The sequence below is a fragment of the Hymenobacter lucidus genome (assembly GCF_020447265.1).
GTDB classification, from domain to species: domain Bacteria; phylum Bacteroidota; class Bacteroidia; order Cytophagales; family Hymenobacteraceae; genus Hymenobacter; species Hymenobacter lucidus.
Map to the genome: position 1 here is coordinate 402837 of NZ_JAJADR010000004.1, position 24957 is coordinate 427793.

At 55.6% G+C, this 24957-nt stretch carries 24 protein-coding genes; 15 read left to right on the forward strand and 9 right to left on the reverse strand.

From position 1 onward, the window contains the following. Positions 1-20: 20 nt before the first annotated feature. The 9 genes from LGH74_RS15785 to LGH74_RS15825 all read left to right on the forward strand — a co-directional run bounded on the left by LGH74_RS15785 (position 21) and on the right by LGH74_RS15825 (position 10108). Complete coding sequence (locus tag LGH74_RS15785) at positions 21-1463, forward strand: BamA/TamA family outer membrane protein (RefSeq protein WP_226177135.1); 1443 nt, start codon at positions 21-23, stop codon at positions 1461-1463. Positions 1464-1498: 35 nt separating this feature from the next. Then, a complete protein-coding gene (locus LGH74_RS15790; protein WP_226177137.1) occupies positions 1499-2392 on the forward strand; it encodes an NAD kinase in 894 nt (297 codons plus the stop codon). Between the two features lie 128 nt (positions 2393-2520). Continuing rightward, on the forward strand, positions 2521-3420 hold the full coding sequence (locus tag LGH74_RS15795; protein ID WP_226177139.1) for a DUF6089 family protein: 900 nt from the start codon (positions 2521-2523) through the stop codon (positions 3418-3420). Positions 3421-3461: 41 nt separating this feature from the next. After that, the gene (gene porG / locus LGH74_RS15800; protein ID WP_226177141.1) at positions 3462-4211 is read left to right on the forward strand and encodes a type IX secretion system protein PorG; all 750 of its coding nucleotides are present in this window, start codon (positions 3462-3464) and stop codon (positions 4209-4211) included. A gap of 69 nt (positions 4212-4280) precedes the next feature. Further along, entirely contained in the window at positions 4281-5027 is a 747-nt protein-coding gene (uppS, locus tag LGH74_RS15805) for an undecaprenyl pyrophosphate synthase (protein ID WP_226177143.1), read from the forward strand. Positions 5028-5036: 9 nt separating this feature from the next. Continuing rightward, on the forward strand, positions 5037-7553 hold the full coding sequence (bamA, locus tag LGH74_RS15810) for an outer membrane protein assembly factor BamA (RefSeq protein ID WP_226177144.1): 2517 nt from the start codon (positions 5037-5039) through the stop codon (positions 7551-7553). Between the two features lie 42 nt (positions 7554-7595). Next, entirely contained in the window at positions 7596-8285 is a 690-nt protein-coding gene (locus LGH74_RS15815) for an OmpH/Skp family outer membrane protein (protein ID WP_226177145.1), read from the forward strand. A gap of 51 nt (positions 8286-8336) precedes the next feature. After that, positions 8337-8957, forward strand: a complete 621-nt coding sequence (locus LGH74_RS15820) for an OmpH/Skp family outer membrane protein (protein ID WP_226177146.1) — start codon at positions 8337-8339, stop codon at positions 8955-8957. Between the two features lie 86 nt (positions 8958-9043). After that, the gene (locus LGH74_RS15825; RefSeq protein WP_226177147.1) at positions 9044-10108 is read left to right on the forward strand and encodes an RluA family pseudouridine synthase; all 1065 of its coding nucleotides are present in this window, start codon (positions 9044-9046) and stop codon (positions 10106-10108) included. A 76-nt stretch (positions 10109-10184) separates the two neighbouring features. On the opposite strand, the gene LGH74_RS15830 is transcribed toward LGH74_RS15825, so the two are convergent. Continuing rightward, positions 10185-11795 carry a tetratricopeptide repeat protein gene (locus tag LGH74_RS15830; RefSeq protein ID WP_226177148.1) on the reverse strand — a complete coding sequence of 537 codons (1611 nt, stop codon included), beginning with the start codon at positions 11793-11795 and terminating at the stop codon, positions 10185-10187. A gap of 51 nt (positions 11796-11846) precedes the next feature. After that, the gene (locus LGH74_RS15835; RefSeq protein WP_226177149.1) at positions 11847-12809 is read right to left on the reverse strand and encodes a PstS family phosphate ABC transporter substrate-binding protein; all 963 of its coding nucleotides are present in this window, start codon (positions 12807-12809) and stop codon (positions 11847-11849) included. Between LGH74_RS15835 and LGH74_RS15840 the strand changes: the two genes are divergently transcribed. Next, positions 12793-13215 (forward strand): hypothetical protein, encoded by a 423-nt coding sequence (locus tag LGH74_RS15840; RefSeq protein ID WP_226177150.1) that lies wholly within the window; start codon positions 12793-12795, stop codon positions 13213-13215. The two genes, LGH74_RS15835 and LGH74_RS15840, sit on opposite strands and share 17 nt — an antisense overlap. A gap of 64 nt (positions 13216-13279) precedes the next feature. Here the strand turns inward: LGH74_RS15840 and LGH74_RS15845 are convergent, their stop codons facing one another. The 6 genes from LGH74_RS15845 to mazG all read right to left on the reverse strand — a co-directional run bounded on the left by LGH74_RS15845 (position 13280) and on the right by mazG (position 18366). Further along, complete coding sequence (locus tag LGH74_RS15845; protein ID WP_226177152.1) at positions 13280-14104, reverse strand: energy transducer TonB; 825 nt, start codon at positions 14102-14104, stop codon at positions 13280-13282. Positions 14105-14327: 223 nt separating this feature from the next. Beyond that, positions 14328-15155, reverse strand: coding sequence for an energy transducer TonB (locus LGH74_RS15850; protein ID WP_226177154.1), 828 nt, complete (start codon positions 15153-15155; stop codon positions 14328-14330). Then, entirely contained in the window at positions 15152-15676 is a 525-nt protein-coding gene (locus tag LGH74_RS15855; RefSeq protein ID WP_226177156.1) for an ExbD/TolR family protein, read from the reverse strand. Before LGH74_RS15855 ends, LGH74_RS15850 begins: the two co-directional genes overlap by 4 nt. Before the next feature lie 13 nt (positions 15677-15689). Continuing rightward, on the reverse strand, positions 15690-16313 hold the full coding sequence (locus LGH74_RS15860; protein ID WP_226177159.1) for an ExbD/TolR family protein: 624 nt from the start codon (positions 16311-16313) through the stop codon (positions 15690-15692). Positions 16314-16381: 68 nt separating this feature from the next. Then, positions 16382-17254, reverse strand: coding sequence for a MotA/TolQ/ExbB proton channel family protein (locus tag LGH74_RS15865; protein WP_226177161.1), 873 nt, complete (start codon positions 17252-17254; stop codon positions 16382-16384). A 266-nt stretch (positions 17255-17520) separates the two neighbouring features. Beyond that, positions 17521-18366 carry a nucleoside triphosphate pyrophosphohydrolase gene (mazG, locus tag LGH74_RS15870; protein WP_226177163.1) on the reverse strand — a complete coding sequence of 282 codons (846 nt, stop codon included), beginning with the start codon at positions 18364-18366 and terminating at the stop codon, positions 17521-17523. Positions 18367-18511: 145 nt separating this feature from the next. Between mazG and glmM the strand changes: the two genes are divergently transcribed. The 4 genes from glmM to LGH74_RS15890 all read left to right on the forward strand — a co-directional run bounded on the left by glmM (position 18512) and on the right by LGH74_RS15890 (position 22625). Further along, complete coding sequence (glmM, locus tag LGH74_RS15875; RefSeq protein WP_226177164.1) at positions 18512-19906, forward strand: phosphoglucosamine mutase; 1395 nt, start codon at positions 18512-18514, stop codon at positions 19904-19906. Positions 19907-20057: 151 nt separating this feature from the next. Further along, a complete protein-coding gene (locus tag LGH74_RS15880) occupies positions 20058-21200 on the forward strand; it encodes a cysteine desulfurase family protein (protein ID WP_226177301.1) in 1143 nt (380 codons plus the stop codon). 192 nt (positions 21201-21392) lie between these two features. Beyond that, on the forward strand, positions 21393-22061 hold the full coding sequence (locus tag LGH74_RS15885; protein ID WP_226177165.1) for a PLD nuclease N-terminal domain-containing protein: 669 nt from the start codon (positions 21393-21395) through the stop codon (positions 22059-22061). A 54-nt stretch (positions 22062-22115) separates the two neighbouring features. Beyond that, on the forward strand, positions 22116-22625 hold the full coding sequence (locus LGH74_RS15890) for a PRC-barrel domain-containing protein (protein ID WP_226177166.1): 510 nt from the start codon (positions 22116-22118) through the stop codon (positions 22623-22625). Between the two features lie 73 nt (positions 22626-22698). On the opposite strand, the gene hemH is transcribed toward LGH74_RS15890, so the two are convergent. Next, positions 22699-23742 (reverse strand): ferrochelatase, encoded by a 1044-nt coding sequence (hemH, locus tag LGH74_RS15895; protein WP_226177167.1) that lies wholly within the window; start codon positions 23740-23742, stop codon positions 22699-22701. A 209-nt stretch (positions 23743-23951) separates the two neighbouring features. Between hemH and era the strand changes: the two genes are divergently transcribed. Beyond that, positions 23952-24851 carry a GTPase Era gene (gene era, locus LGH74_RS15900; RefSeq protein ID WP_226177168.1) on the forward strand — a complete coding sequence of 300 codons (900 nt, stop codon included), beginning with the start codon at positions 23952-23954 and terminating at the stop codon, positions 24849-24851. The last annotated feature ends 106 nt before the right edge of the window (positions 24852-24957 follow it).

Consider the following 24957-nt stretch of genomic DNA (forward strand, 5'->3'; position numbering starts at 1 on the left):
TCATTCAACGTCTCCCGCTGGTGCTGGCCTCTCTGCTCGTTCTGCTGCTGAGCTGGCTGCCCTCCACTGCTGCTGCTAGCTTTGCCCCACCCGACTCCATTCGGCGCGCCCCACTCGACAGCCTCATGCAGACCCAGTGCCCCGGCTACCCGGTACTGCGGGTAGCCACGCTGCTGTTTGTGGGCAATGAGGTTACAAAGGAGCGGATTCTGCGCGCCGAGCTGGATTTTCGCGAAGGCGACACCATCACAGCGGCCCGATTGGCCCGCCGGCTCGAAGCCAACCGGCTGCGCATGTTCAATTTGCAGCTGTTTCACCACGTGCTGGTAGAGGCGGTGTGCCGCAACGGCGAGCTGACGGTGCTTTTCAGCGTGCAGGAGCGCTGGTACACCTTTCCTATTCCCATCCTGTCGCTGGCCGACCGTAACTTCCGCTCCTGGCTCGACCGGCCCGACCGTTGGCAGCGCGTTGACTACGGCCTACATCTGGAGCGCAAAAACTTCCGGGGGCGCAACGAAGAAATCAGGGGCAACCTGCAGCTGGGCTTCAACCGCAAGTATGAGCTCTTCTACGATACACCCGGCTACGGTCGGCTGCGGCGGCTGGGCTTCGGCGTGGGCGCGTCTTACTACCGCAGCCACTCCCTCGACTACGCCACCGTGCAGGATCGGCTCATCAACTTTCGCGATGATACCGGCTTTCCCATTGAGCGGCAGTATGCCACGGCGGGTCTGCGCTGGCGCTATACCGTGCAGCGCCGCACCCTGCTCGACGTATCGTACCACCGCGAAACCATTTCGGATACCGTAGCGCAGCTCAATCCGGAATATTTCCTGGGTTACGCCCGCCGTGACTATGTCGATATTAGCCTGACAACCATCTTCAACCACCGCAACACCTTCGCCTACCCGCTTACGGGTCATTATTTTCAGGCCAGCATCGTGCAGCGCGTCTTTCGCCGCGCCGTAGCCCCGCCGACCACCACTTTCCGGGCGCAGGTGGCCAAATACGTAGCTCTAGGCCACGACTTCTACTACAGCGCCACGGTGCTGGGACAGGTGCGTCTGGGCCGCCGTATTGCCTACGCCGACAACCGGGCCCTGGGCTTTACCGAGCTAGTGCGCGGCTACGACCAGTACGTAATCGACGGTAGCCACTATGGGCTCGTGCAGCAGGGCATCTCGTACCGGCTGCTGGACGCCGGCCGGCTTAAGCTCCACGGTATCAATAACCCGAAAATCAACAGTATTCCGCTGGTGGTATATTTAAATACCTTTGCCGATGCCGGTTACGTAGCCAGCCGCGGTACTGCCATCAACAATCGGCTGCCCAACCAGGTGCAGGCGGCGGCGGGCATCGGCCTGCACCTGGTTACGTATTACGACCGGGTGCTGACCCTGGAGTATACCCGCAATGCCCGCGGCCTGGGTGGTTTTTTTGTGCGTACCGAATTTCCCATCTGATCTGGCCTGCGGTGCAGGCTGGTTATGCTTCTGATATGAAAATTGCTATTCTGGGCAAACCCTTCGACGAGCCTACCTTGCCCTTTCTGCAGGCACTGCTCGATGACCTCGTGGCCCGCAATGCGGAAATTATTATCGTTGAGGCCTTCCGGACCTACCTCGACAACCGGCTGGTGTTGCCCGAAGGTATCGGTACTTTCCGCCGCGGCGACTCCCTGCGCGACGTGAACTTCGTCTTCAGCATCGGCGGCGACGGTACCCTACTCGACACCGTCACCTACGTTGGCGCCCTGCAGATTCCAATTCTGGGCATCAATACCGGCCGCCTGGGTTTTCTGGCTACCATCACCGTCGAGCGTATTGCGCAGGCCATTGATGCCCTGTTTAAAGGCCATTTCGTTTTGGAGGAGCGCAGCCTGATCCGGGTTGAGACAGATCCGGAAGTGTTCGACGGTATCAACTTCGGTCTCAACGAATTTTCTATCCTGAAGCGCGACACGTCCTCCATGATTGTCGTGCACACGTATATCGACGGCGAATATCTGAATTCGTATTGGGCCGATGGGTTGATTGTGGCTACTCCCACGGGTTCTACGGGCTATTCGCTCAGCTGTGGCGGACCAGTAATGTTGCCGCAGACCAACAATTTTATCATTGCTCCCGTATGTCCGCACAATCTGAATGTCCGTCCGCTCATCGTCTCCGACCGTAGCGTGATTTCCTTCGAGATTGAAGGCCGGAGCAACAACTTCCTGCTTTCGCTCGATTCACGCTCGGTGGCCGTCGATGCGGGCATCCAGATTGCGGTTCGCCGCGAGAATTTTGCGGTCCGACTGGTCAAACTCAACCATGTTAACTTTCTGACTACGTTGCGCAATAAGTTGAACTGGGGGCTGGATAAGCGTAATCCGGCAGGTATCTTGCTCTAATACATTGACTTTTTCTTGTATTTCTTTTTTAAGTTCCCAGCAACCTCTACTTTTGTCACTAACTGAACTCGTGTCCGTACGGATATAACGACGCTCTTAACCTTTGCATATCCATAATCTCGCTCAATATGAAGCAACTCTTCACCAACATCTTGGCTCTGCTGCTAGTGGTTTCGCTGGTCGCCACAGAGGCGAGTGCGCAACAGTTCAGTAAGCGGAAGCAGTACAACTCCGTCGGCGTAAGCATCAATGCGATGAACTACTTCGGTGACATCGTACCTAAAGCTACCATTCCTAGCCTGCGCTTCGCCGCTACTCGCCCCAACATCGGCGTAAACTTCACTCACCGTTTTGCTCCCCGGATTTCGGCCCGGGCTTCCTTCGCCTACGGCCGCATCACCGGCGACGACGAGAAAGCAGCAGACAAGACGGATCCAGATGCTAAATACCGTTACCACCGGAACATGAACTTCCGCAACGACATCCTTGAGCTGTCGGCTGTTGGTATCTTCGACCTGATTGCTAACCGTAACAACTACATCAAGCGTCCGGACTTCGTACCGTACGTATTTGCTGGTGTGGCAGTATTTCACCACAACCCCAAAGGGTTGGTGAAAGGTGGTAGCGTTCCTCAGAGCTTGTCAGAAGGTGATTACGTAAATCTTCAGCCCCTCAAGACCGAAGGCACAGACTATAGCCTGACGAGCATTTCCATCCCCTTCGGTGGTGGTGTTCGTTACAAAGTCAACAAAAGCTTTGATATTGGCCTCGAAATCGGCTGGCGCAAGACGTTCACCGACTACCTGGATGATGTTAGCAACACGTATATCGAAGATGCCAAACTGGGTAGCGATGCTGCCAAGTATTTCGGCCGCGGTATCACCCGCAACGACGATGCTTCCTTCGTCAACTTCAACAACCCAGGAGAAATGCGCGGTAAAGGCAATGAGAACGACTGGTACATCGTTACGGGTCTTAATGTAAACTACATTCTCGCTCCCCGCGTTAAAAGCCCCAAATTCCGATAGCCAGTTATGCTGGCTGTCAAGTTTCACTTACAGCCAGTCTAATGACGCATTCGAATCTCTTCAAAACACTCCTTGTTTGCCTTGTGCAAGCAGGGAGTGTTTTTTTTGCCCCTTCTGCCGTGGCTCAGAATACCAGTGAACTTGGTATTGGTATCGGTGGAATGGTGTACAAAGGTGAAATAGCTCCTGCTTACCAGTTTCGCAACAACCGCCCTGCCGCCACAGCTTTCTACCGCAAGGACATTTCAGCCCCTATTACGCTCCGCGGTAGCTTCCTATGGGGGCTTATGCGGGCCGATGATGCTAACGTGAAGGGCGTGAACGGCCGAACGGCTCCCTTACCAGCTTACCGGCAGACTAATACCAAAGGCAACATTATGGAGCTGGCGGGTGCCGTCGAGTATAATTTCTTCGACTACCGCAACCGTAAGGAAAAGGTGCATTTCACGCCATATGTGTTTGTGGGCGTAGCGGGTTTCCTGGCCCGTACCCGCACGACCACTAATGCTGAAATCGACCAGCTTAAGAAGGACGGTACTACGCTGGGAGTAGCCATTCCGGCGGGTATTGGTTTCAAGCTGGCCTTGTCGCCACGCTGGAACTTGGGATTGGAAGCTGGGGCCCGCAAGGCCTTTACCGACGAGCTGGACAACTTGGGGACCCAAAACCCGCTGCTGGTGAATAAGCACGACCAAGACTGGTATTTCTATAACGGATTAAGTGTTTCCTATACTTTCTATAAAATTAACTGTCCCGACTCGTACAAGGCCAATCCGAAGCTCTTGCGCTAGAAGTGGGACAAAGCCGGGCTTAATGCAACCATTTGCGTAACTTGCAGCCTCTTTACGCAAAAAGTACTGATGGCCGCCCGGTCCGAACTAGACACTCAGAATATACCCGCCCATGTTGCCGTCATCATGGATGGCAATGGACGTTGGGCCAAACAAAAAGGTGGACTCCGCATTTTTGGGCACCAAAGTGCTATTACCGCCGTTCGGGATACGGTAGAAGGCGCGGCCGAGCTGGGGGTACAATACCTGACGCTCTACGCTTTTTCGACCGAAAACTGGGCCCGGCCCAAGCATGAGGTGATGGCCCTGATGCAGCTGTTGGTACATACCATCCGACAGGAAACGCCTACGCTGCTCAAAAACAGCATCCGACTGGAGGCTATTGGGGAAATTACCAGCCTGCCCGAATCCTGCCAGCGGGAATTGCGCGAGTCGATGGAGCTGACCAAGGCCGGGACGCGCATGACGCTGGTGCTGGCCCTGAGCTATAGTGGACGCTGGGACCTTACGCAGGCTGCCAAACGGCTGGCTGTAGAGGTAGCAGCTGGCAGGGTAAGGGCGGAGGAAGTAACTGAACAGACAATTGCGGGCTACTTGGCCACGGCCGGCATGCCCGACCCCGAATTACTGATTCGGACCAGCGGCGAGCAGCGCATCAGTAACTTTCTGCTGTGGCAGCTGGCCTACACCGAACTTTATATCACGGATGTACTGTGGCCGGATTTCCGGCGCGAACATCTCTATGATGCCATACAAGCCTATCAGCGCCGGGAACGGCGCTTCGGCAAAACCAGTGAGCAGCTAACCGTTTCGTAAGTTCTTCGAATGATTTCTTTGCCTAATAAATTTTTCCTGCTGCTGACGGTATTGGCTCTGGGTGGAGCGGCCTCCGCACCCCAGGCGTGGGCGCAGGCACCGGTAGCCACCGGCGACGAGCCGAAACGCTACGAGTTGGGCGGTATCACGGTCAGTGGTGCTTCCTACTTGGATACGAATACGCTGATTGGCCTGACTGGGTTGAAAATTGGTGACCCAATCCTGATTCCGGGGGAGGAAATCGGCAAAGCCATCCGCCGCCTCTGGGACCAAGGTATTCTGGGCGACGTGAGCGTATCGATTACGCGCACGGAAGGCAGCAAAATTTACCTGGATTTCAACCTGAAGGAGCGGCCTCGGTTGTCGAAGTTTGAGTTTACCGGCATCGGTAAAGGCCAGGCCGACGACCTGAAAAACAAAATCAAGCTGATTCGCGGTAAGGTAGTAACTGACGCGCTGCTGAATAACACCAAAGCTCAGGTTCGGAAGTTCTACACCAACAAGGGCTTCCTCGATAGCAAAGTCACGATTGTACAGACGCCGGACTCCAGCTTGTCCAACAGCGTGGTGCTAAATATTGCCGTCGACAAGGGCGAGAAAATCCGGATTCGGGAAATTGACTTTGAGGGCAATACAGCCTTCAGCGACAAAAAGCTGAGAGGTAAGCTCAAGAAAACCAAGGAGCGGAAGGTCTACAATCCTTTCACCGCGGGCAAATTCCAGAAAAGCGAATACGAAGAGGACAAGCAGAAGCTGCTCGAATTCTATAACAGCCAAGGCTACCGGGATGCTTCTATCGTGTCAGATACGCTAACGCGCGTGGAAGATGGGCTGGCGCTGAGCATCAAGGTGGATGAAGGGCCGAAGTACTACTTCCGCAACATTACCTGGAGCGGCAATTACCTCTACGACGACAAAACGCTGGCCTCCGTGCTGGCCATCAAGGAAGGCAGCACCTATAGCAAGGAAACGCTGGATAAGCGCCTGAACTATAACCCCACGGGCCAGGATATCACCTCGCTCTACATGAACGACGGCTACCTGTTCTTCAGCATCGAGCCCGTCGAGACCAAAGTGGAAGGTGATTCGATTGACATCGAGATGCGCATCAGCGAAGGGGTACAGGCTCGTATTAAGGAGGTAAATATTGCCGGCAATACCAAGACTAGTGACCATGTACTGCGCCGTGAATTGCAGACGCTGCCCGGTGACAAGTTCAACCGGGAACTGCTGATTCGCTCCCAGCGCCAAATTGCCACCCTAGGCTATTTCGACCCGGAAAAAATTGGTCTGAACCCGGTGCCTAACCCAGCCGAGGGCACGGTAGATATCAACTACACTGTAGTGGAAAAGCCTTCCGACCAGATTACGCTTTCGGGCGGCTGGGGCGGCTACGCGGGCTTCATCGGTACGGTGGGCCTGGTATTCAACAACTTCTCGCTCCGCAAAGCCGGCACCCTGCGTAACTGGACGCCAGTACCCGCCGGTGATGGTCAGCGCCTGGCCCTGAACGTGCAGGCCAACGGCCTACAGTACCAAGCCTACTCGTTTTCCTTCACCGAGCCCTGGCTGGGTGGCCGCAAGCCCAACTCGCTGTCGTTTAGCCTGAACAAAAGCATTCAGCGCGTAGGTACCAGCCTTGATGCCAACTCCGACCAGTCTATCAAAGTAAACAGCGCCACCATCGGACTGGGTCGTCGTCTAAGGGTGCCGGATGACTACTTCACGCTGAGCAACTCGCTGTCGATTAGCCAGTACAAGCTGAAGAACTATCCGTATTTCCAGAGCTTCCCCAACGGCACCGGCAACGCGGCCAACATCACGCTCAACACCACGCTGTCGCGCAACAGCATCGACAATCCGACTTACACGCGTCGGGGCTCGTCGCTGGCGCTGAGCCTGAGCCTGACCCCGCCGTATTCCATCTTCAAAGGCTCGCACCCCAATGTGAACGAGTGGGTAGAATTCCACAAATGGATGTTCGATGCTTCCTGGTTTACGCCCATCGTGGGTAAGCTGGTGCTGAACACCCGGGCCCACTTCGGCTTCATTGGTACCTACAACTCCAAACGCGCCATTGGGCCTTTCGAGCGGTTCAAGCTCGGCGGCTCGGGCTTGGGCTACGGCGGCTCGTCCAACTTCCTGGTGGGCACCGAATACGTAGGTCTGCGGGGCTACGACGACCCCAACAGTGCCAACTCTATCCAGAGCTCGGTGTCGAGCGGTGGGGTAGCCTACAATAAATACGTACTGGAAATGCGTTATCCGGTTTCGTTGAACCCGGCCGCTACGGTGTACATATTAAGCTTCGCGGAAGCGGGCAATGCCTTCGAATCTTATAAAGACTACAACCCCTACAAGCTCTACCGTTCGGTGGGGGTAGGGGCCCGGGTTTTCATGTCGGCATTCGGTTTGCTTGGGTTCGACTATGGCTACGGCTTCGATGCGGTGCCCCGGTACAGTGCCGGCCAGGCCGCGCAAGACAAAGGTCATTTCCACTTCATCATTGGTCAGCAGATTCGCTAATTGTTTGGCAGTCGGCCCGGCCAGCTCCTTTAGCTACTTGATATGAAAAAGCTGCATTCTATTCTGCTGGGCGCCCTGCTGGTGCTGACTGCTCCAGCGGCTATGGCCCAGAAGTTTGGCTACGTCGACTCCGAGTTTGTGATGGGCAAGATGCCCGCCTACGCCCAGGCCCAGCAGGAACTGAACACGCTGTCGGGCACCTGGCAGAAGGAAATTGAGAGCCAGAAGAAAGACTTGGATAAGCTGTATCGGAACTATCAGGCGGAAGAAGTGCTGCTGACGGAGCCGATGAAGAAAAAGCGCCAGGACGAGATTCTGAAGAAGGAGCAGGATGTGAAAGCCTACCAGAACAAAATCTTCGGTTACGAAGGCCAGTTGTTCAAAAAGCGCCAGGAACTCACCAAGCCCGTGCAGGATCAGGTGTTTGAAGCCATTGAGAAAGTGGCTAAGAAAAAGCAGCTGGCCATTATTTTCGACAAAGCCGGCGACCTCACTATGCTCTATACCAACCCAACCCATGACTACACGGAATTTGTACTGGAAGAATTGGGTTTAGCTTCTGAAGACCGTAACCAGCCCGGCCAGAAAGGTGCGGTTCGTACTGTTACGACACCCAAAACGCCCGCCGGCGACACCGACGTGGACACCGACACTGATACTGCTACGCCGGCCAGCAAAACCCGTCAGCCCACCAAAGCAACAAATACGCGTCCGGCTGGCCGAAAAAATTAACTTTGCCTTTGTAACCCAACTTCCTGAAAGTTTCTCCCCTTAATGAACATCATGAACAAATTCCGTCTTGCCCTGGCTGTAGCCGTCCTTACGTTCAGCACGGCCACCTCGGCACTGGCGCAAGCCCCCCTGAAAATTGGTTATACCAGCGTAGAATACATTCTGAGCCAAATGCCGGAAAGCCGGCAGATTGAGTCGGACCTGAAAGCCTACAGCACTCAGCTCGAAGCCCAGCTGAAAAGCAAATATTCCGATTACCAGACCAAAGCTGAAGCCTACAAGAACGGTGCGGCCACGATGACCGAAGTAGTACGCGCCGATAAAGAAAAAGAGTTGACCGGCCTGCAGACTTCCATCCAGGAGTTCCAGCGCAGCGCCGACCAGAGCCTGCAGCAGAAGCAGCAGACCCTGCTGAAGCCTGCTCTGGACAAGCTGCAAAAGACCATTGATGCCGTAGCCGACGAGAATGGCTACACCTACGTGCTAAATTCGGACGGTGCCAGCCCAGTGCTGCTGCACGGCCCCAAGGAAGGCGACATTTCGGACCTCGTACTGAAGAAAATGGGTGTAACGCCTGGTGCTGCCGCCGCTGCGCCAAAAGCGGCCCCCGCTGCTACGCCGGCTGCCACGCCTGCTACGCCTTCCAAGACCAAAACCAAGTCGAAGAAATAAGCAGCCTTTGCTTTTTCTAGCCAGCAAGCCGGAGCGTACTGCTCCGGCTTTCTTGTTTGCATTCCAGTACCCTCCAGTTGCCCCAGATGACCTATTTATCTAAATCCCCGTCGTCCGATCCTGATTTTGACGAGGAAAATGGCGAAGGTGATGAGCTATTTGAGCACCACCGCATTGTCGTCGACAAAGGTCAGGTGATGACCCGGCTCGACAAGTTTTTGATGAATCGCCTGTCGAATGCCTCCCGTACCAAAATCCAGAACGCCATTAAGGCTGAGGCGGTGCAGGTAAACGAGAAGGTGGTAAAGTCGAACTACCGCATCAAGCCGCTCGACATTATCACCATCACCCTGCCCGAGCCGCCGCGCGACGTGACGGTAATGCCCGAGCCTATGGACCTCGACATTCGCTATGAGGATGAGTCATTCCTGATTGTGAACAAGCCGGCGGGACTAGTGGTGCATCCGGCTTTCGGCCACTGGCAGGGTACGCTCGTCAACGGCTTGGCCTATCACCTCAATAATTTGCCGACGGGGCGCAACGGCGAAATCCGGCCCGGCCTCGTGCACCGCATCGATAAGGATACATCCGGGCTGCTGGTTATCGGCAAAACGGAGTGGGCCATGACACACCTGTCGCAGCAGTTTTTCCACCATACCATCGAGCGCACCTACCTGGCGCTGGTCTGGGGCATCCCTAAAGAATCGGAGGGCACCGTTAGCGGCCATATAGGACGCAGTGTGAAGGACCGCAAGGTGCAAACGGTATATCCCGAGGGCGACCAGGGGAAGCATGCTGTAACGCATTATAAAGTGCTTAAAACGTTCCGACACGTGGCGTTGGTGCAGTGTAACTTGGAAACCGGCCGCACTCACCAGATCCGGGTGCATATGAAGCACATCGGCCACCCGCTGTTTTCGGATGCTACCTACGGCGGTGACAAAGTGCTGTACGGGCAGCGCACCGGGGCCTATAAAGCCTTCGTGGAAGCCACGTTTGCGGTAATGCCCCGGCAGGCCCTGCACGCTAAGTCCCTGGGCTTCGTGCACCCCGTCACCGGCGACACCACCCACTTCGAAGCCGAGCTGCCCGCCGACTTCACAGCCGCGTTGGAAAAGTGGGAGCAGTACGCCGACCAGGACCACGCCTAGCCTGCTGTAAGTGTAAGACATAAAAAAAGCCCTCTCTCAGCTGAGACAGGGCTTTTTTGTAAGCTGAAGAAGTAGATTACTTCTTCTTGGCAGGAGCTTTGGTTGCCGTTTTCGGGCGGGCCGTCATGCTATCCACTACTGACTTAGCGTTCTGGTTGCTGGGGTCTAGAGCCAGCACCTGCTGATAGTAGGGGAGGGCCGTGGTTTTCTCACCTTTCTGGTAGTAATAGTAGCCGAGGTAGCTGTTCGCTTCTACCAGGCCGTCCTTATACTTGGCCGGATCAGCCTTGGCTACTTCCAGGTACTTCTCATAATAAGGCTTAGCGAGGCCCTGCTTGGAGTCGGGGTCCAGACCATAGTTGGCCTGGGCGCGCATGAGGTAGCCGGGTACGTAGTTTGGCTTAGCCGTCAGCACAATGTTGTAGAGGCTATCAGCCTGAGTATACTGCTTGTTTGAGCTGTAGGCCCGCGCCAGCAGCACCTGATCTGTCAGTTCTCCACCACCTTTGGTCTTCATGATGCTGCGGTAGGTGGAAATGGCCTGCGGGTAGTTCTTCGAGCTGATGTACGCCTGAGCCAGATCTTTCTGCAAGTCAACATTGGTGGGGTCGGCAGCCACTGCTTTCTGCAGCATGGCAATACCTTGCTCACCTTTGCCGCCTTTGGCCAGCATCTTGGCATAGTATACGTTATCCTCCTTGATGATTTTCTCAGCTGGAGTGGTCTTCATGTACTTGTCCATGGCCGCAATGGCCTCTTCATTTTTACCGGTCTCGTACAGCGAATACGCTTTCAGACGGTTCATGGTCACGTTATTGGGGTCGCGGGCCAGTACCTTATCGACCTCAACCAGCGCCTCGGGATACTTCTTGGTCAGGAATAGGAAGGACGCATACTTTGCATCCGTATCCGATGATTTCTCAGCCAACCCAGTGTATTTCTGGAAGTTGGAGAGTGCCTCGTCGTATTTACCAGCGTAGAAGTAGGTTTCCGCCAGGGCATTGTAGGCCGGAGCGTAGTTGGCATCGAGGCTGATGGCTTTGTCAAAAGCTGTACGAGCATCGTTGTAGTTGCGCGAACGAACGTTCAACTGACCTTTGCGGTAGTAAGCCAGCACATTGTTCTGATCAGCCATTACGGCCCGGTCGTAGCTGTTCATAGCTTCACCACCGCCGTTTTCTTGCTTCAGGTAGATGTCGCCGCGGGCAATCATCAACGCCGGGTCATCCTTCAGTTTGTTGGCTTTGTGAGCCATTTCAACGTAAGAAAGGGCTTTCGACACATCCTTCACGTTCGATTCGGCATACGCCTGGGCAATCATGGTGAGCACCTTGGCATCTTTGCCTTTGGTGGCTTTCACAGCATTGTCAAACTGAATTTCAGCTTCTGCCGTTTTGCCCTGTGCCAAAGCGGCACGGCCAGCTGCTACCATCGTGGTAGCATCTTTCGGGTTCAGCGAAATGCGGTTGAAGTAGTAAGCTGCCGAGTCGGGCATTTCCCGCATCTGATACAAGCGGCCCAGCTCAAACGAGGTTTCGGCCGATGCACCCTGACGCAGCAGAGCCGCACGGGCTTCATTGTAGCGTCCGAGTTCAATCGATTTTTGAGGAGTCGTTTGAGCAAAGGCGGCAGAGCCGGAAACAGACAAGGCAGCGAGGAGCGAGAGCTTCCAGGGCTTGAAGTTCATGAGCAAAAGGTTTGGTGGAAAGCGTTGTTAATGGAAAGACAAAAAACAGGGCTAGCGCTTACTGGTGTTCAGAATTCGCATCTGACCGGTAGCGGGTACCAGCCCGGACTTGAGAACAATGAGCTGGCCTTTATTCCCTGCAGCGAAAGATGCAAAACCGGTGCCAAGCCCGGCGCGGGCCTCCCGGCTGATGAGGTAAACTTCCCGACGCAGCGGATAGGTTTTCAGGGCCAGATAGGCCTGGTAGGGCTGCTGGTAGTCATCTGGCTTTTGCGGGTTGGGCTGCGCACTGATGCTGGCAACTCGCACATTCTTCAGAAATTTCTGTACCGAAGCATCGTCCCGGTCACTAATCCAGTTGGCCCCGATGATGCCAATAGCGTTAGGATGAGTAGCAACGTAATCCAGCAGTGCAGGGTTCGATTTGGCCGCAAAAACACGGGTCGTCAGCGCGGCACCTCTCGTTACCGAGTCCTGCACGTAGCGGGTGGTGCTGGAGTGGTTCGTGTCGAATACCACGTTGATGCTGCCCAGCGCTTTCTTACCACTTACCTGTGCCCAGTCCTGGGTTTTACCGGTAAAAATGTTCTGCAGCTGCGCCAGCGTGAGTAATGAGTCGGGGTTGCTGGGATGCAATACAATAGCTAAGCCATCAACGGCCAGCCGGGCAATGCGGGGCACAATTTTGAGCTGGTTGAACTTGGCTTGCTCTGCGGCGTTCAACTGCCGCGACACCACGGCTACCCGAATCTTATTGGCCATCAGATCCTGCATTACTTCTTCCTCGGGCTTGTACGTGGCCGTTACGCGGGCCGATGGATACAGCTTCTGGAAAGTATCAATCTGTGACTTAAGAATGGGCTCAAACGTCTCATCAACGCTGATGTTGATAGCGCCGCTGGTGGGCGTATCGGAAGAGTCTTCCACGGGGCCGGTTTGCTGGTTGCAGCCGGTCAGTAGTAGTCCTCCCAGCGCCAGCGCCGAACCAACCATTTTTATGTTAACGCGCATCATGGGATTTGTTTCGTTGGAAGTGCTGGCGGTAGGTGCGAACAAATCTAAGAATTCCGTAAAAAACGAAGACCGCGCCCAGAATACGCCGGGTAGTAGTGGGCAGGGCAAACACATTAGCCTGGGGCAGCCACATCAGCACGCCCAAGGCCATGTAGATGACGGCCATGGCCAGCGTAAAGTACTGCACAAGCCGCTGGGACGAATTCCGATTCAGGCGCTCCTCAGTAGTTGGACGATTCAGCATAGATGGCAAAAAGAAGAAGTTCTAAGCGTAGAACGTAAAAACACCAGTTTCCCGTTCGCTCAACCTATTTACTTCCCCCGCAAAGACGAAAAGTACTGGTTACAAAAAAAGCCAAAAATCAGCCGGTATAACGTATACCGGCTGATTTTTGGCTATATATAAAAGGGCAAATCTACTAATGCTCTCAAAGTGAGTTGTTAACCGTGGCTGATGGGCGGGTAATTGACTACTCGTACTGGAACGTAATGGGCAATGTATAGCGTACCGCTACAGCCCGACTGTTTTGACGCCCCGGCGTCCAGGGTGGCATATTTTTCACAACGCGGGCCGCTTCTTCATCGGTACCGTAGCCCAGGCCTTTCATCACCTGCACGTCGGAAATGGAGCCGTCGGTCTGCACGGTAAAGGAAACGAATACCTTACCCGATATTGCCGCCGCTGCTGCCTCCCTAGGGAAACGCATATTACGCTGCATGTACTTCTGTAGGGCTTTCATACCGCCCGTGAATTCCGGCATTACTTCCGCGTAGGTAAAAGGCTTGGCGGGCACGGCCGGCGCTGCCGTGCCCGAGTCGGTAACCGGGCCTGTGGGGCCCGTTGCAACCCCGATTATAGTACCCGGGCCCGCTGTGGCATCGGTTGGCATCGTCGAGTTTGCGTCGGCAGGCTCCGTAGTGGGCTGCGGCTTTATCAACTTGTCATCTTTTACTACCTGGGTAGGAATGTCGGCCGGCCGGGGCGTCACTACTACTGGCTGCTGCCTGGCAGCCGGTGGCGGCGTTACTGCTTTGGACTGGGGAGGCAATACCACCTCAATTAATGTCGTAGGTGTCATCTCCGGCGCCTTGGCAGCTGGTAAAACGGTTGGCCAGATACGCTCCAGCACTAAGGGGAGGCTAACCAGAAGCAGGCACAAAGCCACGGTGATGGCCAGGGCGCGGGCTAGGTGGCGGTTGTAGAGTTGGCGCAGGACGAAGGCACCGTAGGCTTTGTTGCGGCCCTCAAAGACGATGTCGTCGAAGGAGGCGGTGTGCAGGTTGGTGGTGTTCATGGGTATGGTATAAAGGTGAAACAATAGTCACTGGCACGCATTACCCAAGCCTAACTTCCCGTCATTACTCTCTTTCCTCCTGGCTTTCAACTCCAAAACGGCACTGGTATACAGAAAAGTATGCGGCAAGCCGAATTCTTTTTGCACGAAAAAGCCCGAACCGAGCAGTTGCTCAATTCGGGCTTCTCTTGCAACTCAGCCGAAGCTGAAAAGCAGGTTTTTACTACTTGATGGCGAAGGTTACCGGAACCGTGTATGAAACACTTACCGGACGACCGTTCTGCTTACCAGGAGTCCAGGCAGGCATGGCTTTGATAACGCGAACTGCTTCTTCGTCGCAGCCAGCACCGATGCCTTTGGTTACTTTCACATCCGTAATACCGCCCGTGGGACCTACTACGAAGCTAATGAACACTTTGCCTTCTACTTGGTTGCGCAGGGCCAGAGCAGGGTACTTAATAGTTTTACCCAGATAGCTGAGCAAACCTTCCATACCACCGGGAGGAGTAGGCATCTGCTCTACGTAGGTGTAGACCTTATTCTCTACTACTTCCTCTACTACCTTGTTGCCTTCACCTTCCAGACCTGACAAGTCAGCGGGGTTGTCGGTGTTGCCTTTTACGGTTTCGGTAGCTACTACCTTATCCTTCAACTCTTCGACATCCGGCACTTCCTCTACCTTCCGTACTTCCTCGTCCTTCTTTACAACGGGCGGGGTAAACTTGATAGTGGTCAGTTTTGGTGGTGGCGGTGGTGGCGCCTCGGGTGGTGGCGGCGGTGGCGGTGGCTTGGTTTCGTCCAGCGGTGGCGCCTCCATCAGCTCGTTCTGCTTCAGCATCTTGTCATCAACCACCTTTTCGTCTTTGGCAAACATCCGCGCGATGAGCGGGAAGCTAACCATCAAGGCCAGGAGGGCAATGGCAATGAGAAGAGCCCGAGTGACGTGCTTGTTATACAACCGCCGGAGCACGTAAGCTCCGTAAGCCTTGTTGCGTCCCTCAAAAACGATGTCGTTGAAGGATGCTTGAGCTAATTGCGTGTTATCCATCATAGCCCTGAGCTTTTAACCAGGTCCTCATCCACTTTCGAGATATCCACCAGCGCGTACTTGTTCTGGTTAGTGATATTCATCTCGTCGAGGATGTCAACCATGTTCTTGTAATTCGACTTGTCAACCGGTTTGATCAGGATAACCAAGTCTTTGTTGGCCCGCTTGCGTTCCAGCAATACTTTGCGGATACCATTGGCCGAATAGTCGCTGGCTACCAGTTCCGGTTTGGCTTCGCCATCGCGCAGCAAACCGGCATAATAGTAGACTTTGTTATTCTCGCCCAGGATTACCGTGAAGGCATTGCGCGCAGGAAGCTCAATCGGTGGGTCACCGGGCTTGGGCTTCACAGGCATCGTGAGGTCCATTACCGTCGGCTTGCTGAACGTGGTGGTCAGCATGAAGAAGGTGAGCAGGAGGAAGGCCAAGTCTACCATGGGAGTCATGTCGATTTTGGTCGACATTTTCTTGGCCCGTTTCTTCCCGCCCTTACCGGAGTCAGCTTGTTGTTGTATTTCTGCCATTTCTCTGCGTCGGTTATTTCCCGGCTACCGGCTTAGACTCCAAGTCGGTAATCAGGTTGAAACGGTTGATGTTCTTATCCTGCAGCAGTTTGATGACTTTCTTCACAGTGGGTACGTCCGCGTTACCGTCGCCTTTAATGGCAATGTAGGCGGGCTTCTGGAATTCCTTGCGGCTAGCGGCCTGCGCTTCTACCACCCAGTCGATAAACTGGTTGTTCAAGGAGTCGGCAGGAATGCCGGGCTGCTTGATGGCTTTGCGTTGCTCGTTGTCGCGACTCAGGAAGTCGGGAAGCTGCTGTACCGGTACGCCAAAGCTTGACAGGTTGGAGAAGGTCTTCGCCTGAGCAGCTGTGAAGCTTACTCCGTACTTAGCACCTACTCGGGTCAACATCTCAATCTTGGGTTTGGCGTCGTCCATTCCGAAGAATACCCGCTTGTCCTTGTCCACCGAAATCGTAATAACGTGGCTTTCGGGCAGGCGAATTTCCGAAGTAGAAGAGGGCGTATCCACCACCACAGCTTCCTCGGGAGCAAACTTGGTGGTGAGCATGAAGAAGGTCACCAGCAGGAATGCCAAGTCCACCATCGGAGTCATATCCAACGACGGGGACGTTCTATGCGGTTTTACTTTTGGCATTGCGAGCTTGGTTAAAGAGCTTTATTCAGAAACGTTTAGAAACGCTGCTTTAGTGCGGTAACCGCAGATTAAGCAGTATAAGTTTCTTTTTCGCCGTGCTGCGAAGCAAACGTCTGAATGATGCTGAAACCAGCTTCGTCGATGCTGTAGGTCAGCTCGTCAATCTTGCTGGTGAAGAAGTTGTAGGCAATGATAGCCAGAGCCGAGGTCAAGATACCCAGGGCCGTGTTGATCAGTGCTTCCGAAATACCGTTGGCCAGACCTACAGCGTCAGGAGCACCGGCGTTTGCCAGAGCCGAGAAGGCGTTGATCATACCGAATACCGTACCGAGCAGACCGATCAGGGTAGCTACCGAAGCAATGGTCGACAGAATAACGAGGTTCTTTTCCAGCATAGGCAGTTCCAGAGCCGTCGACTCTTCGATTTCCTTCTGGATAGCCGAGATTTTCTGGTCTTTGTCGAGGCTACGGTCACGAGCCATCTCCTGGTACTTGCCCAGGCCGGCTTTCACCACGCTGGCAACCGAACCACGCTGCTGGTCGCAGGCGGCCAGAGCACCGGTGATGTCGTTCACGTTCAGCTTCTGACGCACGTTGCGGATGAAGGCTTCAATGCTCTTGGTGCCTTTAGCCTTGCTGATGGTCAGGAAACGCTCAATCGAGAAGGTAATTACCAACAAGAACAGCGTCAGCAGGATCGGTACGATGACACCACCTTTGTAAATGATGCCGAGGTAGTTGCCCGGCAGGGGGTTATTCTCGGGGTTGCCGCCCTGGAAGTTGGCCGCGGCACCAAATACAAATTTGTAGATGATAATCGATACGATCAACGCCAGTGGAATCACGATGGCGGCAAACGCGGAACCGCCTTTCGCTTCACTCTTAGGAGCAGCGGGAGCGGTGGGCCGCACGTTTTTATTCATGGCATTCTTTTGTTCCATTGTTCCGGAGAATTAGTGGGTTGGTGGTGAAAGGTTGAACTTAAAGGTGAAAAAGTAAAGAAGTTAAACGTGGATACCCTAAAGACAGCAGGGCCCCGCTCACCCGCACACTGGGCCCGTTTCGAGAACGGAAAGTGTGGGTCTGCTCGTGCGCGGGGCTCGTCCGGAAACCAGAGTATCCTTGGCAAACCTAAATAAAAACCTACGTGCTGCCAAATGGAAATTGCGTTTAAACGCTTTAAAACGGGTAGGGACTTAAAAAAAGGCTATTTCCGGTCTTCCTTTTCTTGCTCAGTTAAGTTCAGTTTTTTGGCTCGCTCCCAATAGGTGTCCATTTGGGCCAGGCTCATTTCGGCCAAACGGTGGCCTTCACGGGCCGACTCACTTTCGAGGTATTGGAAGCGCTGAATGAACTTTCGGTTGGTGCGTTCCAAGGCCTCTTCCGGATTAATACCGGCGAACCGGGCAAAATTGACAAGTGAGAAAAGCAGGTCGCCAAACTCTGCCGCCGCGCGTTCCTGATCTAGTTGAGTGGGGTCAGTGTGTGCATACTCAACTCCGAATTCTCCTAACTCTTCCTGGACCTTCTCCCATACTTGCTCCTGTTTTTCCCAGTCAAAGCCCGCGCCCCGGGCTTTTTCCTGAATTCGCATGGCTTTCACCAGGGCCGGTAATGAAGTCGGTACGCCGCCCAACACGGACGAGTTGCCTTTTTCCTGCAGTTTCAGCTGCTCCCAGTTGCGTTTTACGTCTTCTTCCGTGTTGGCTACCGCGTCGCCGTAGATGTGCGGGTGGCGGAAGATAAGCTTTTCGCACTGGGCGTTGAGTACGTCCGCAATGTCAAAACGGCCCGTTTCGGAGGCTATTTTGGCGTAGAACGTGAGATGCAGCATCACGTCGCCGAGTTCCTTCTTCACATCCGCCAAGTCGTCGCGCAAAATGGCGTCAGAGAGCTCATACGTCTCCTCAATAGTGAGATGACGTAAAGTCTGCATGGTTTGTTTCTTATCCCACGGACATTCGGCCCGCAGGCGGTCCAGCACGTCGAGGAGGCGGCCAAAGGCGGTCAGTTGCTCGGCGCGCCGGTTGGGCATAGGCTGTTGTGTTTCCATCAGGTCAAATATACGGTGCCCGCGCTGGGCCGGCTATACGTATGTAGCAGACGCGGCGTGTGGCATGCTGGCAGTAAACAGGAAATACTTTCGTAGAAAAGCAGGGGCGTTTCTCTACTTTTGCACCTCAAAATAACCATTGCTTGTGGCACTGATCAAATCCATTTCCGGCATCCGAGGCACCATCGGCGGCGCAGCAGGCGAAGGCCTGACTCCAATTGACATCGTGAAGTACGCCGCGGCTTTTGGCACCTGGGTACTGGAAAAAACGCAAAACAATACCATCGTCATCGGCCGCGACGCGCGCATTTCGGGCGAGATGGTCAGCAAGCTGGTGGAAGGCACCCTGCGCGGGCTGGGCATCAACGTCATCGACCTGGGCCTGAGCACCACACCAACCGTGGAAATAGCCGTGCCGGCCAAAAAAGCGGGCGGCGGCATTATCCTAACGGCTTCACACAACCCCAAGCAGTGGAACGCGCTGAAACTGCTCAACGACAAAGGTGAGTTCATTTCGGACGAGGACGGGCAGCAAGTATTGGCCCTAGGCGACAACGAGTCGTTCGATTTCGCTCCCGTCAACAAGCTCGGCCAGTATAGCACCGACAATACCTTTTTCAAAAAGCACATCAAGGCCATTCTGGCGTTGCCACTGGTAGATGTGGAGGCCATCAAAGCCAAAAACTTCCGGGTCGTTATCGACTGTGTGAACTCGACGGGCGGCATCGTGGTGCCGATGCTGCTGGAGGTGCTGGGCGTGAAAACGGTTGAAAAGCTGTTCTGTGAGCCGACCGGCGACTTTGCCCATAACCCTGAGCCGCTGCCCGAAAACCTGCGCGACATTGCCCGGGTGCTCGAGAAAGGCTCCTTCGACCTGGGCATCGTGGTAGACCCCGACGTGGACCGATTGGCCCTAGTGAACGAGGACGGCAGCATGTTTGGCGAAGAATACACGTTGGTAGCCGTGGCCGACTACGTGCTGCAGCAGAACGGCGGCGGCAACACGGTGAGCAACCTGAGCAGCACCCGCGCCCTGCGCGACGTAACCGAAAAGCACGGTGGGCAGTATGCCGCCGCCGCGGTAGGGGAGGTGAACGTGGTAACCAAGATGAAGGAAACCAACGCTATTATCGGCGGCGAAGGCAACGGCGGCATTATTTACCCCGAACTGCACTACGGCCGCGACTCGCTGGTGGGTATTGCTCTTTTCCTTAGCCACCTGGCCAAGTCGAACCTGACCATGACGCGGCTGCGGGCCTCGTATCCGGGCTACTTCATCTCCAAAAATAAGATTGAACTGACCCCGGAAATCAACACCGACGACGTGCTGACCCAGATGGAGCAGCGCTACGCCAAGCAGCCGGTGAATACGATTGACGGCGTGAAAATCGAGTTCGACAAGGAATGGGTGCACCTGCGCAAGTCGAACACCGAGCCCATCATCCGGATTTACGCCGAATCGGACTCCAACGCCACCGCCGAGCACCTGGCCAACAAGATTATTGCTGACATCAAGGAGATTATCTCGGTGAAGAGCTAAAGCACTTTTCGGGCGCTATATAGAAAGGATTCCGGCTGCCAAGCTGGAATCCTTTATTTTTGTGCCGCCGTGCCTCACGCGGTTCCACCTCTCTCCACCAGTTGCGCGTATGCCTCACCACCCCGATTCGCACGCATCGACGGCCACACCCATGGCCGTTTATTTCGACAATGCGGCGACTACCCCGCTCGATCCGGAAGTCCTGGATGCCATGCTGCCATTCATGCGCGAACATTTCGGCAACCCCAGCAGCATTCACGGCCACGGCCGCAAGGTGCGCGCTGCCATCGAGAATGCCCGCAAAACCATTGCGCACCTGATTAACGCCGCGCCGGCCGAAATTTCCTTTACCTCCGGTGGCACCGAAGGCGACAACTACGCGGCTTTCGGTAGCATCCGCACGCTGGGGTTGCGCCACGCCATTACCTCGAAACTAGAACACCACGCGGTGCTGCACACGCTGCAGGCCCTGGAAAAAACCGGCGACATCACGCTTAGCTACGTGCAGCACGACGCCCGGGGCCGCCTCGATCTGGCCCACATGGACGAATTGCTGAAAGCCAACAGCCGCTCCTTCGTGAGTTTGATGCACGCCAACAACGAAATCGGCAACCTGAACGACATCGTTAGCATCGGCGACATCTGCCAGGAGCACAAAGCCATTTTCCACACCGATACGGTGCAGACGATGGGTCACTACAGACACGATGTGCAGCAGCTCAAAAACCACTTCCTGGTGGGCTCGGCGCACAAGTTCCACGGTCCGAAAGGCGTCGGATTTCTCTACCGCCGCCCCGGCGAGCAAGTCAGCCCCCTGATTCACGGCGGCTCTCAGGAGCGCAACGTGCGGGCCGGCACCGAAAACGTGTATGGCATCGTGGGTCTGGCCAAGGCGCTGGAAATTGCCTGTCGCGACATGGACACGCACCACCACCACATCCAGGGCCTGAAAGACCGGTTCATCACGCGCCTGACCGCCGAAATTGACGACGTGCAGTTCAACGGGCTGTCGGCCGAGGCCGGGCAGAGCCTGTACACGGTGTTGAGCGTAAGCTTGCCGCCATCGGCCAACAGCGAGATGCTGCTCTTCAACCTGGACATCAACCGCGTGTCGGTGTCGGGTGGCTCGGCCTGCAGCAGTGGTGCCGATGCCGGCTCGCACGTACTCACGGCCCTGGGCTGCGACCCACAGCGGGGTGCCATTCGCTTCTCGATGAGCAAGTACAACACCGCTGCCGAGGTAGACTATGCCGTGGAGCAGCTGGCCAAAATGTACCGCAAAGTGCCTGCATAACACGAAATCATCAAGCGCGCCGCCACAAACTCCGGCCGGATTCTCTTCCCGAACAGCAGCCCAACCCGGCCTGATCGGCAAGAGAATCCGGCCGGAGTTTGCTTTTATTCTTGCTTCAGCCTCAATAGGGAAGGGCATCCTATCTATTTTGCCTTCCTTGCGTACTCACTGCAAAAGCAGCTTTCGACTCGTATGGCCGACATTAACATTCAGCGTAAAAAGTCTTCCCCCAGTCTCTGGATTCTGGTTTTAATCGGCTTGGTAGTGCTGGGCCTGATCGGCTACTTCCTGTTTCGCTCCTCGCCCGACGACCGGGTAGAGCCCACTACCGTCCCTGCCACTACCAGTGCCACACCGGCCTCGGCGGCTGAAGTGGATGCAGCGGCTCGGGCCACGCCCCCGCCGGCCGATGGCGGTAACGGGGCCGCCGTAGCTGATATGGCCGTGGAAGAAGCACCTGCCACCCCCGAGGAGCTGGCCAACTTTGCCGCCAACGAAGCCGATAGTCCCGACTACGGCCGGCGGGGCCTGCAGATGCTGAGCGCCACCCTCGGCGAGCTGGCCGACCGCGCCGACTTGCGTGATGCCACCGTCAGTGAGCGGCGCAACGACCTGACCAGCGCCATCAGCCGCAGCTCAGAGCCTAATGCTAGCCTGCGGCCGGGCTTCGTGGCGGTAGCCGGCCTGGTGCAGGCTATGCAGCAGAAAGCTTATCCGGACCTGGAAAAGCCCGCCGCCGAGCTGAGTGAGCAGGCCCGGCAGCTCTCAGGCCGCAGCACCGCCGCCGACCAGCCAGCCCTGCAGGCGTTTTTCACCAAAGCCGCCGAAATCGTGCGCACGCTCAACGAGCCGGCTTCCTAAGCTGCGGCCACCTTCTCCCAAACGAAACTTACCTGCCCTTCTGCCCGCTGTTGTATGGAAACGACCCCAATACCCTCACCCGAAGGTATGCACCTGCGCCGCTTGCGCGACCTCACCGAGTTTGAAGTAGCCGATAACAGCCCCGACGTACGCGGTTGGGCCGTGCGCGGCGGCGACGGCCACAAATTCGGGGACGTATTTGAGCTTATCGTGGAAGAGGAAGCCCTGAAAGTGCGCTACCTCGATGTGGAGCTGGATGCTTCGCTCAACGTAAACCGCCACGAGCGCCACATCCTGATTCCGGTGGGCGTGGCCGCGCTGGATGAGGAAGGCGACAATGTATTTGTGCCCTCGCTGAACAAGGAATCGGTGCTGGAATATCCGCCGTATGAGGAAATCCAAATTACCCGGGAATACGAGGAAGCCATGCTGCGCAGCCTGAAGCTGCCGCTACCCGAGGCCCGTACCGGCAGCTTCTACGACCAGGAAACCTACAACGAGCAGCACTTTTACCAAAACCGCCGGCCGGATGCCAACGACGCGGTACGGCGCCGGATAAGCTAACGGCTGAAAAGCACGAAGGGGCGGCGGAAATCATTTCCGCCGCCCCTTTTGTGTAAGCCTGTAAAAAACGTGGCTAATTGCGCTGAATCATGGCTGCTACGCCGTCCACCCACTGCGGGTGCGAATTTAGGGAAGGCACCAGCTGCCAGTGCTTGCCGCCGGCTTCTTCGAACAGCTCCTTAAACTCGGTGCCTACTTCGATGGTCGTTTCCAGGCAGTCGGCTACGAAGGCCGGGCTGTAGGCCAGCACGTTCAGAATGCCCTTGGCCGGCAGCTCCTTCAGCACTTCATCGGTATAGGGCTGCAGCCACGGGTCGCGCAAACGGCTTTGCAGGCGGCTCTGGAAGGTGGTGGTGTACTGCTCGGGCGCGAGGCCCAGGCCGGCCGCCAGCAGGCGGGAAGTCTCGAAGCACTGGGCGCGGTAGCAGTAGCGGTTGTTCTTATTGTAGCTGTTGCAGCAGCTGCCCAGCTTACAGTAGTTTTTCTGGCTTCCCTTCAGCACGTGCCGCTCCGGAATGCCGTGGTAGCTGAACACGACATGGTCGTACTTGTGCTTAGCCATTTCCTCTTTTCCCAGTGTCACGAAGGTGCCGATGAACGCCGGGTCGTCGGTGAAGGTGCTAATGAAGGAAATGCTGGGCACCACCCACCACTTGCTCACAATGTCCATCACCTTTTCCTGCACCGAGCCGGTGCTGGCCGCCGCGTACTGCGGAAACAGGGGCAGCACGATGATGCGGTCCACGGCCGCGTCGCGCAGCTCTTCCAGCGCCTTCTCAATGCTTGGGTTCTGGTAGCGCATGCCGAAGGCCACTACGTAGTCTTTGCCCAACTGCGCCTGCACGGCTTTCTGCAAGTCGAGGCCGTGGTAGAGCAGGGGAGAGCCTCGCTCGGTCCAGAGCTGCTGGTAGATCTTGGCCGATTTGGGCGCGCGCAGCGGCACCACCAGGCCTTGAAACAGCGGATAGCGCACGGCGGCCGGCATGTCGATGACGCGGCCGTCGGTAAGAAATTCGTTGAGGTAGCGGCGTACGTCTGGCGTTTGGGGCGAGTCGGGCGTACCGAGATTTACGAGCAGCACGCCGATGCGACGTTGCGGGGAAGCGGGAGTTGGCATAGAGAAAGAACGGTCGTCCGTCAGTAGACAAAGGTAGGGCCTCTAGGGTTTGGGTGAGCCCCGCATTTTTCTGCCGAACACCTGATTTTGGTCATGGTTGCGTAACGGCGCTTCTGGCGGGTTTGCCGCGCTGCTCAGGCTGATTTTGGCGGGCACCGTGCGCATCTGCCCGTAAAACGGTACCTTTGCAGACTTATTTAGAAAACACTGTGAATCCCGAACCTAAACCGCACCGCGCTGGCTTTGTGAGCATTATCGGCAAACCCAACGTGGGCAAGTCGACGCTGATGAACGCCCTGATGGGTGAGCGGCTCAGCATCGTTACGAGCAAAGCCCAGACCACGCGCCACCGCATCCTGGGCATTCTGAACGGCGACGACTTCCAGCTGGTCTACTCCGACACGCCCGGCATTATTCAGCCCAAGTATGAGCTGCACAACGCTATGATGTCGTTTGTATACAGCTCGTTGGAAGATGCCGACGTTGTTTTGTTCGTGACAGATATCTACGAAAAGCACGACGAGGAGCCCGTAGTGGAGCGCCTGCGCAAAATGGTGGACACCCCCATTCTGCTGCTCATCAACAAAATCGACCAAGCCGACCAGGCCGAAGTAGAAGCCAAGGTGGAGTACTGGCGCGAACAGCTGCCTAATGCGGCCCGCGTGCTGCCCATTTCGGCCCTCGAAAAGTTTGGCACCGGCGAGCTGCTGGATCTAGTGCTGGGCTATCTGCCTGAGCACCCGGCCTATTATCCTAAAGATGAACTCACCGACAAGCCCGAGCGTTTCTTTGCCGCCGAGATGATTCGGGAGAAAATCTTCAAACTCTACAAAAAGGAAGTGCCCTACAGCTGCGAAGTCGGCATCGAGGAGTTCAAGGAGGAAGAGGATATCATCCGTATCCGGGCCACGATTTACGTGGAGCGGGCTAGTCAGAAAGGCATCATCATCGGTAACAAGGGCGACGCCCTGAAAAAAGTGGGCACCTGGGCCCGCGAGGAAATGGAGAAGTTCTTCCAGAAGAAAGTCTTCCTCGAAACCCACGTCAAAGTCAACGAAAACTGGCGCACTGACCCGAAAGCTCTGAACCGCTTCGGGTACAGCCAATAGGTGAGTTGGTGACTTAGTGATTTAGTGAGTTTGATGTTCGAATTGCGCAAGTGACGCCATTTGTGCAATTCGAACATCAAACTCACTAAATCACCAACTCACTAAA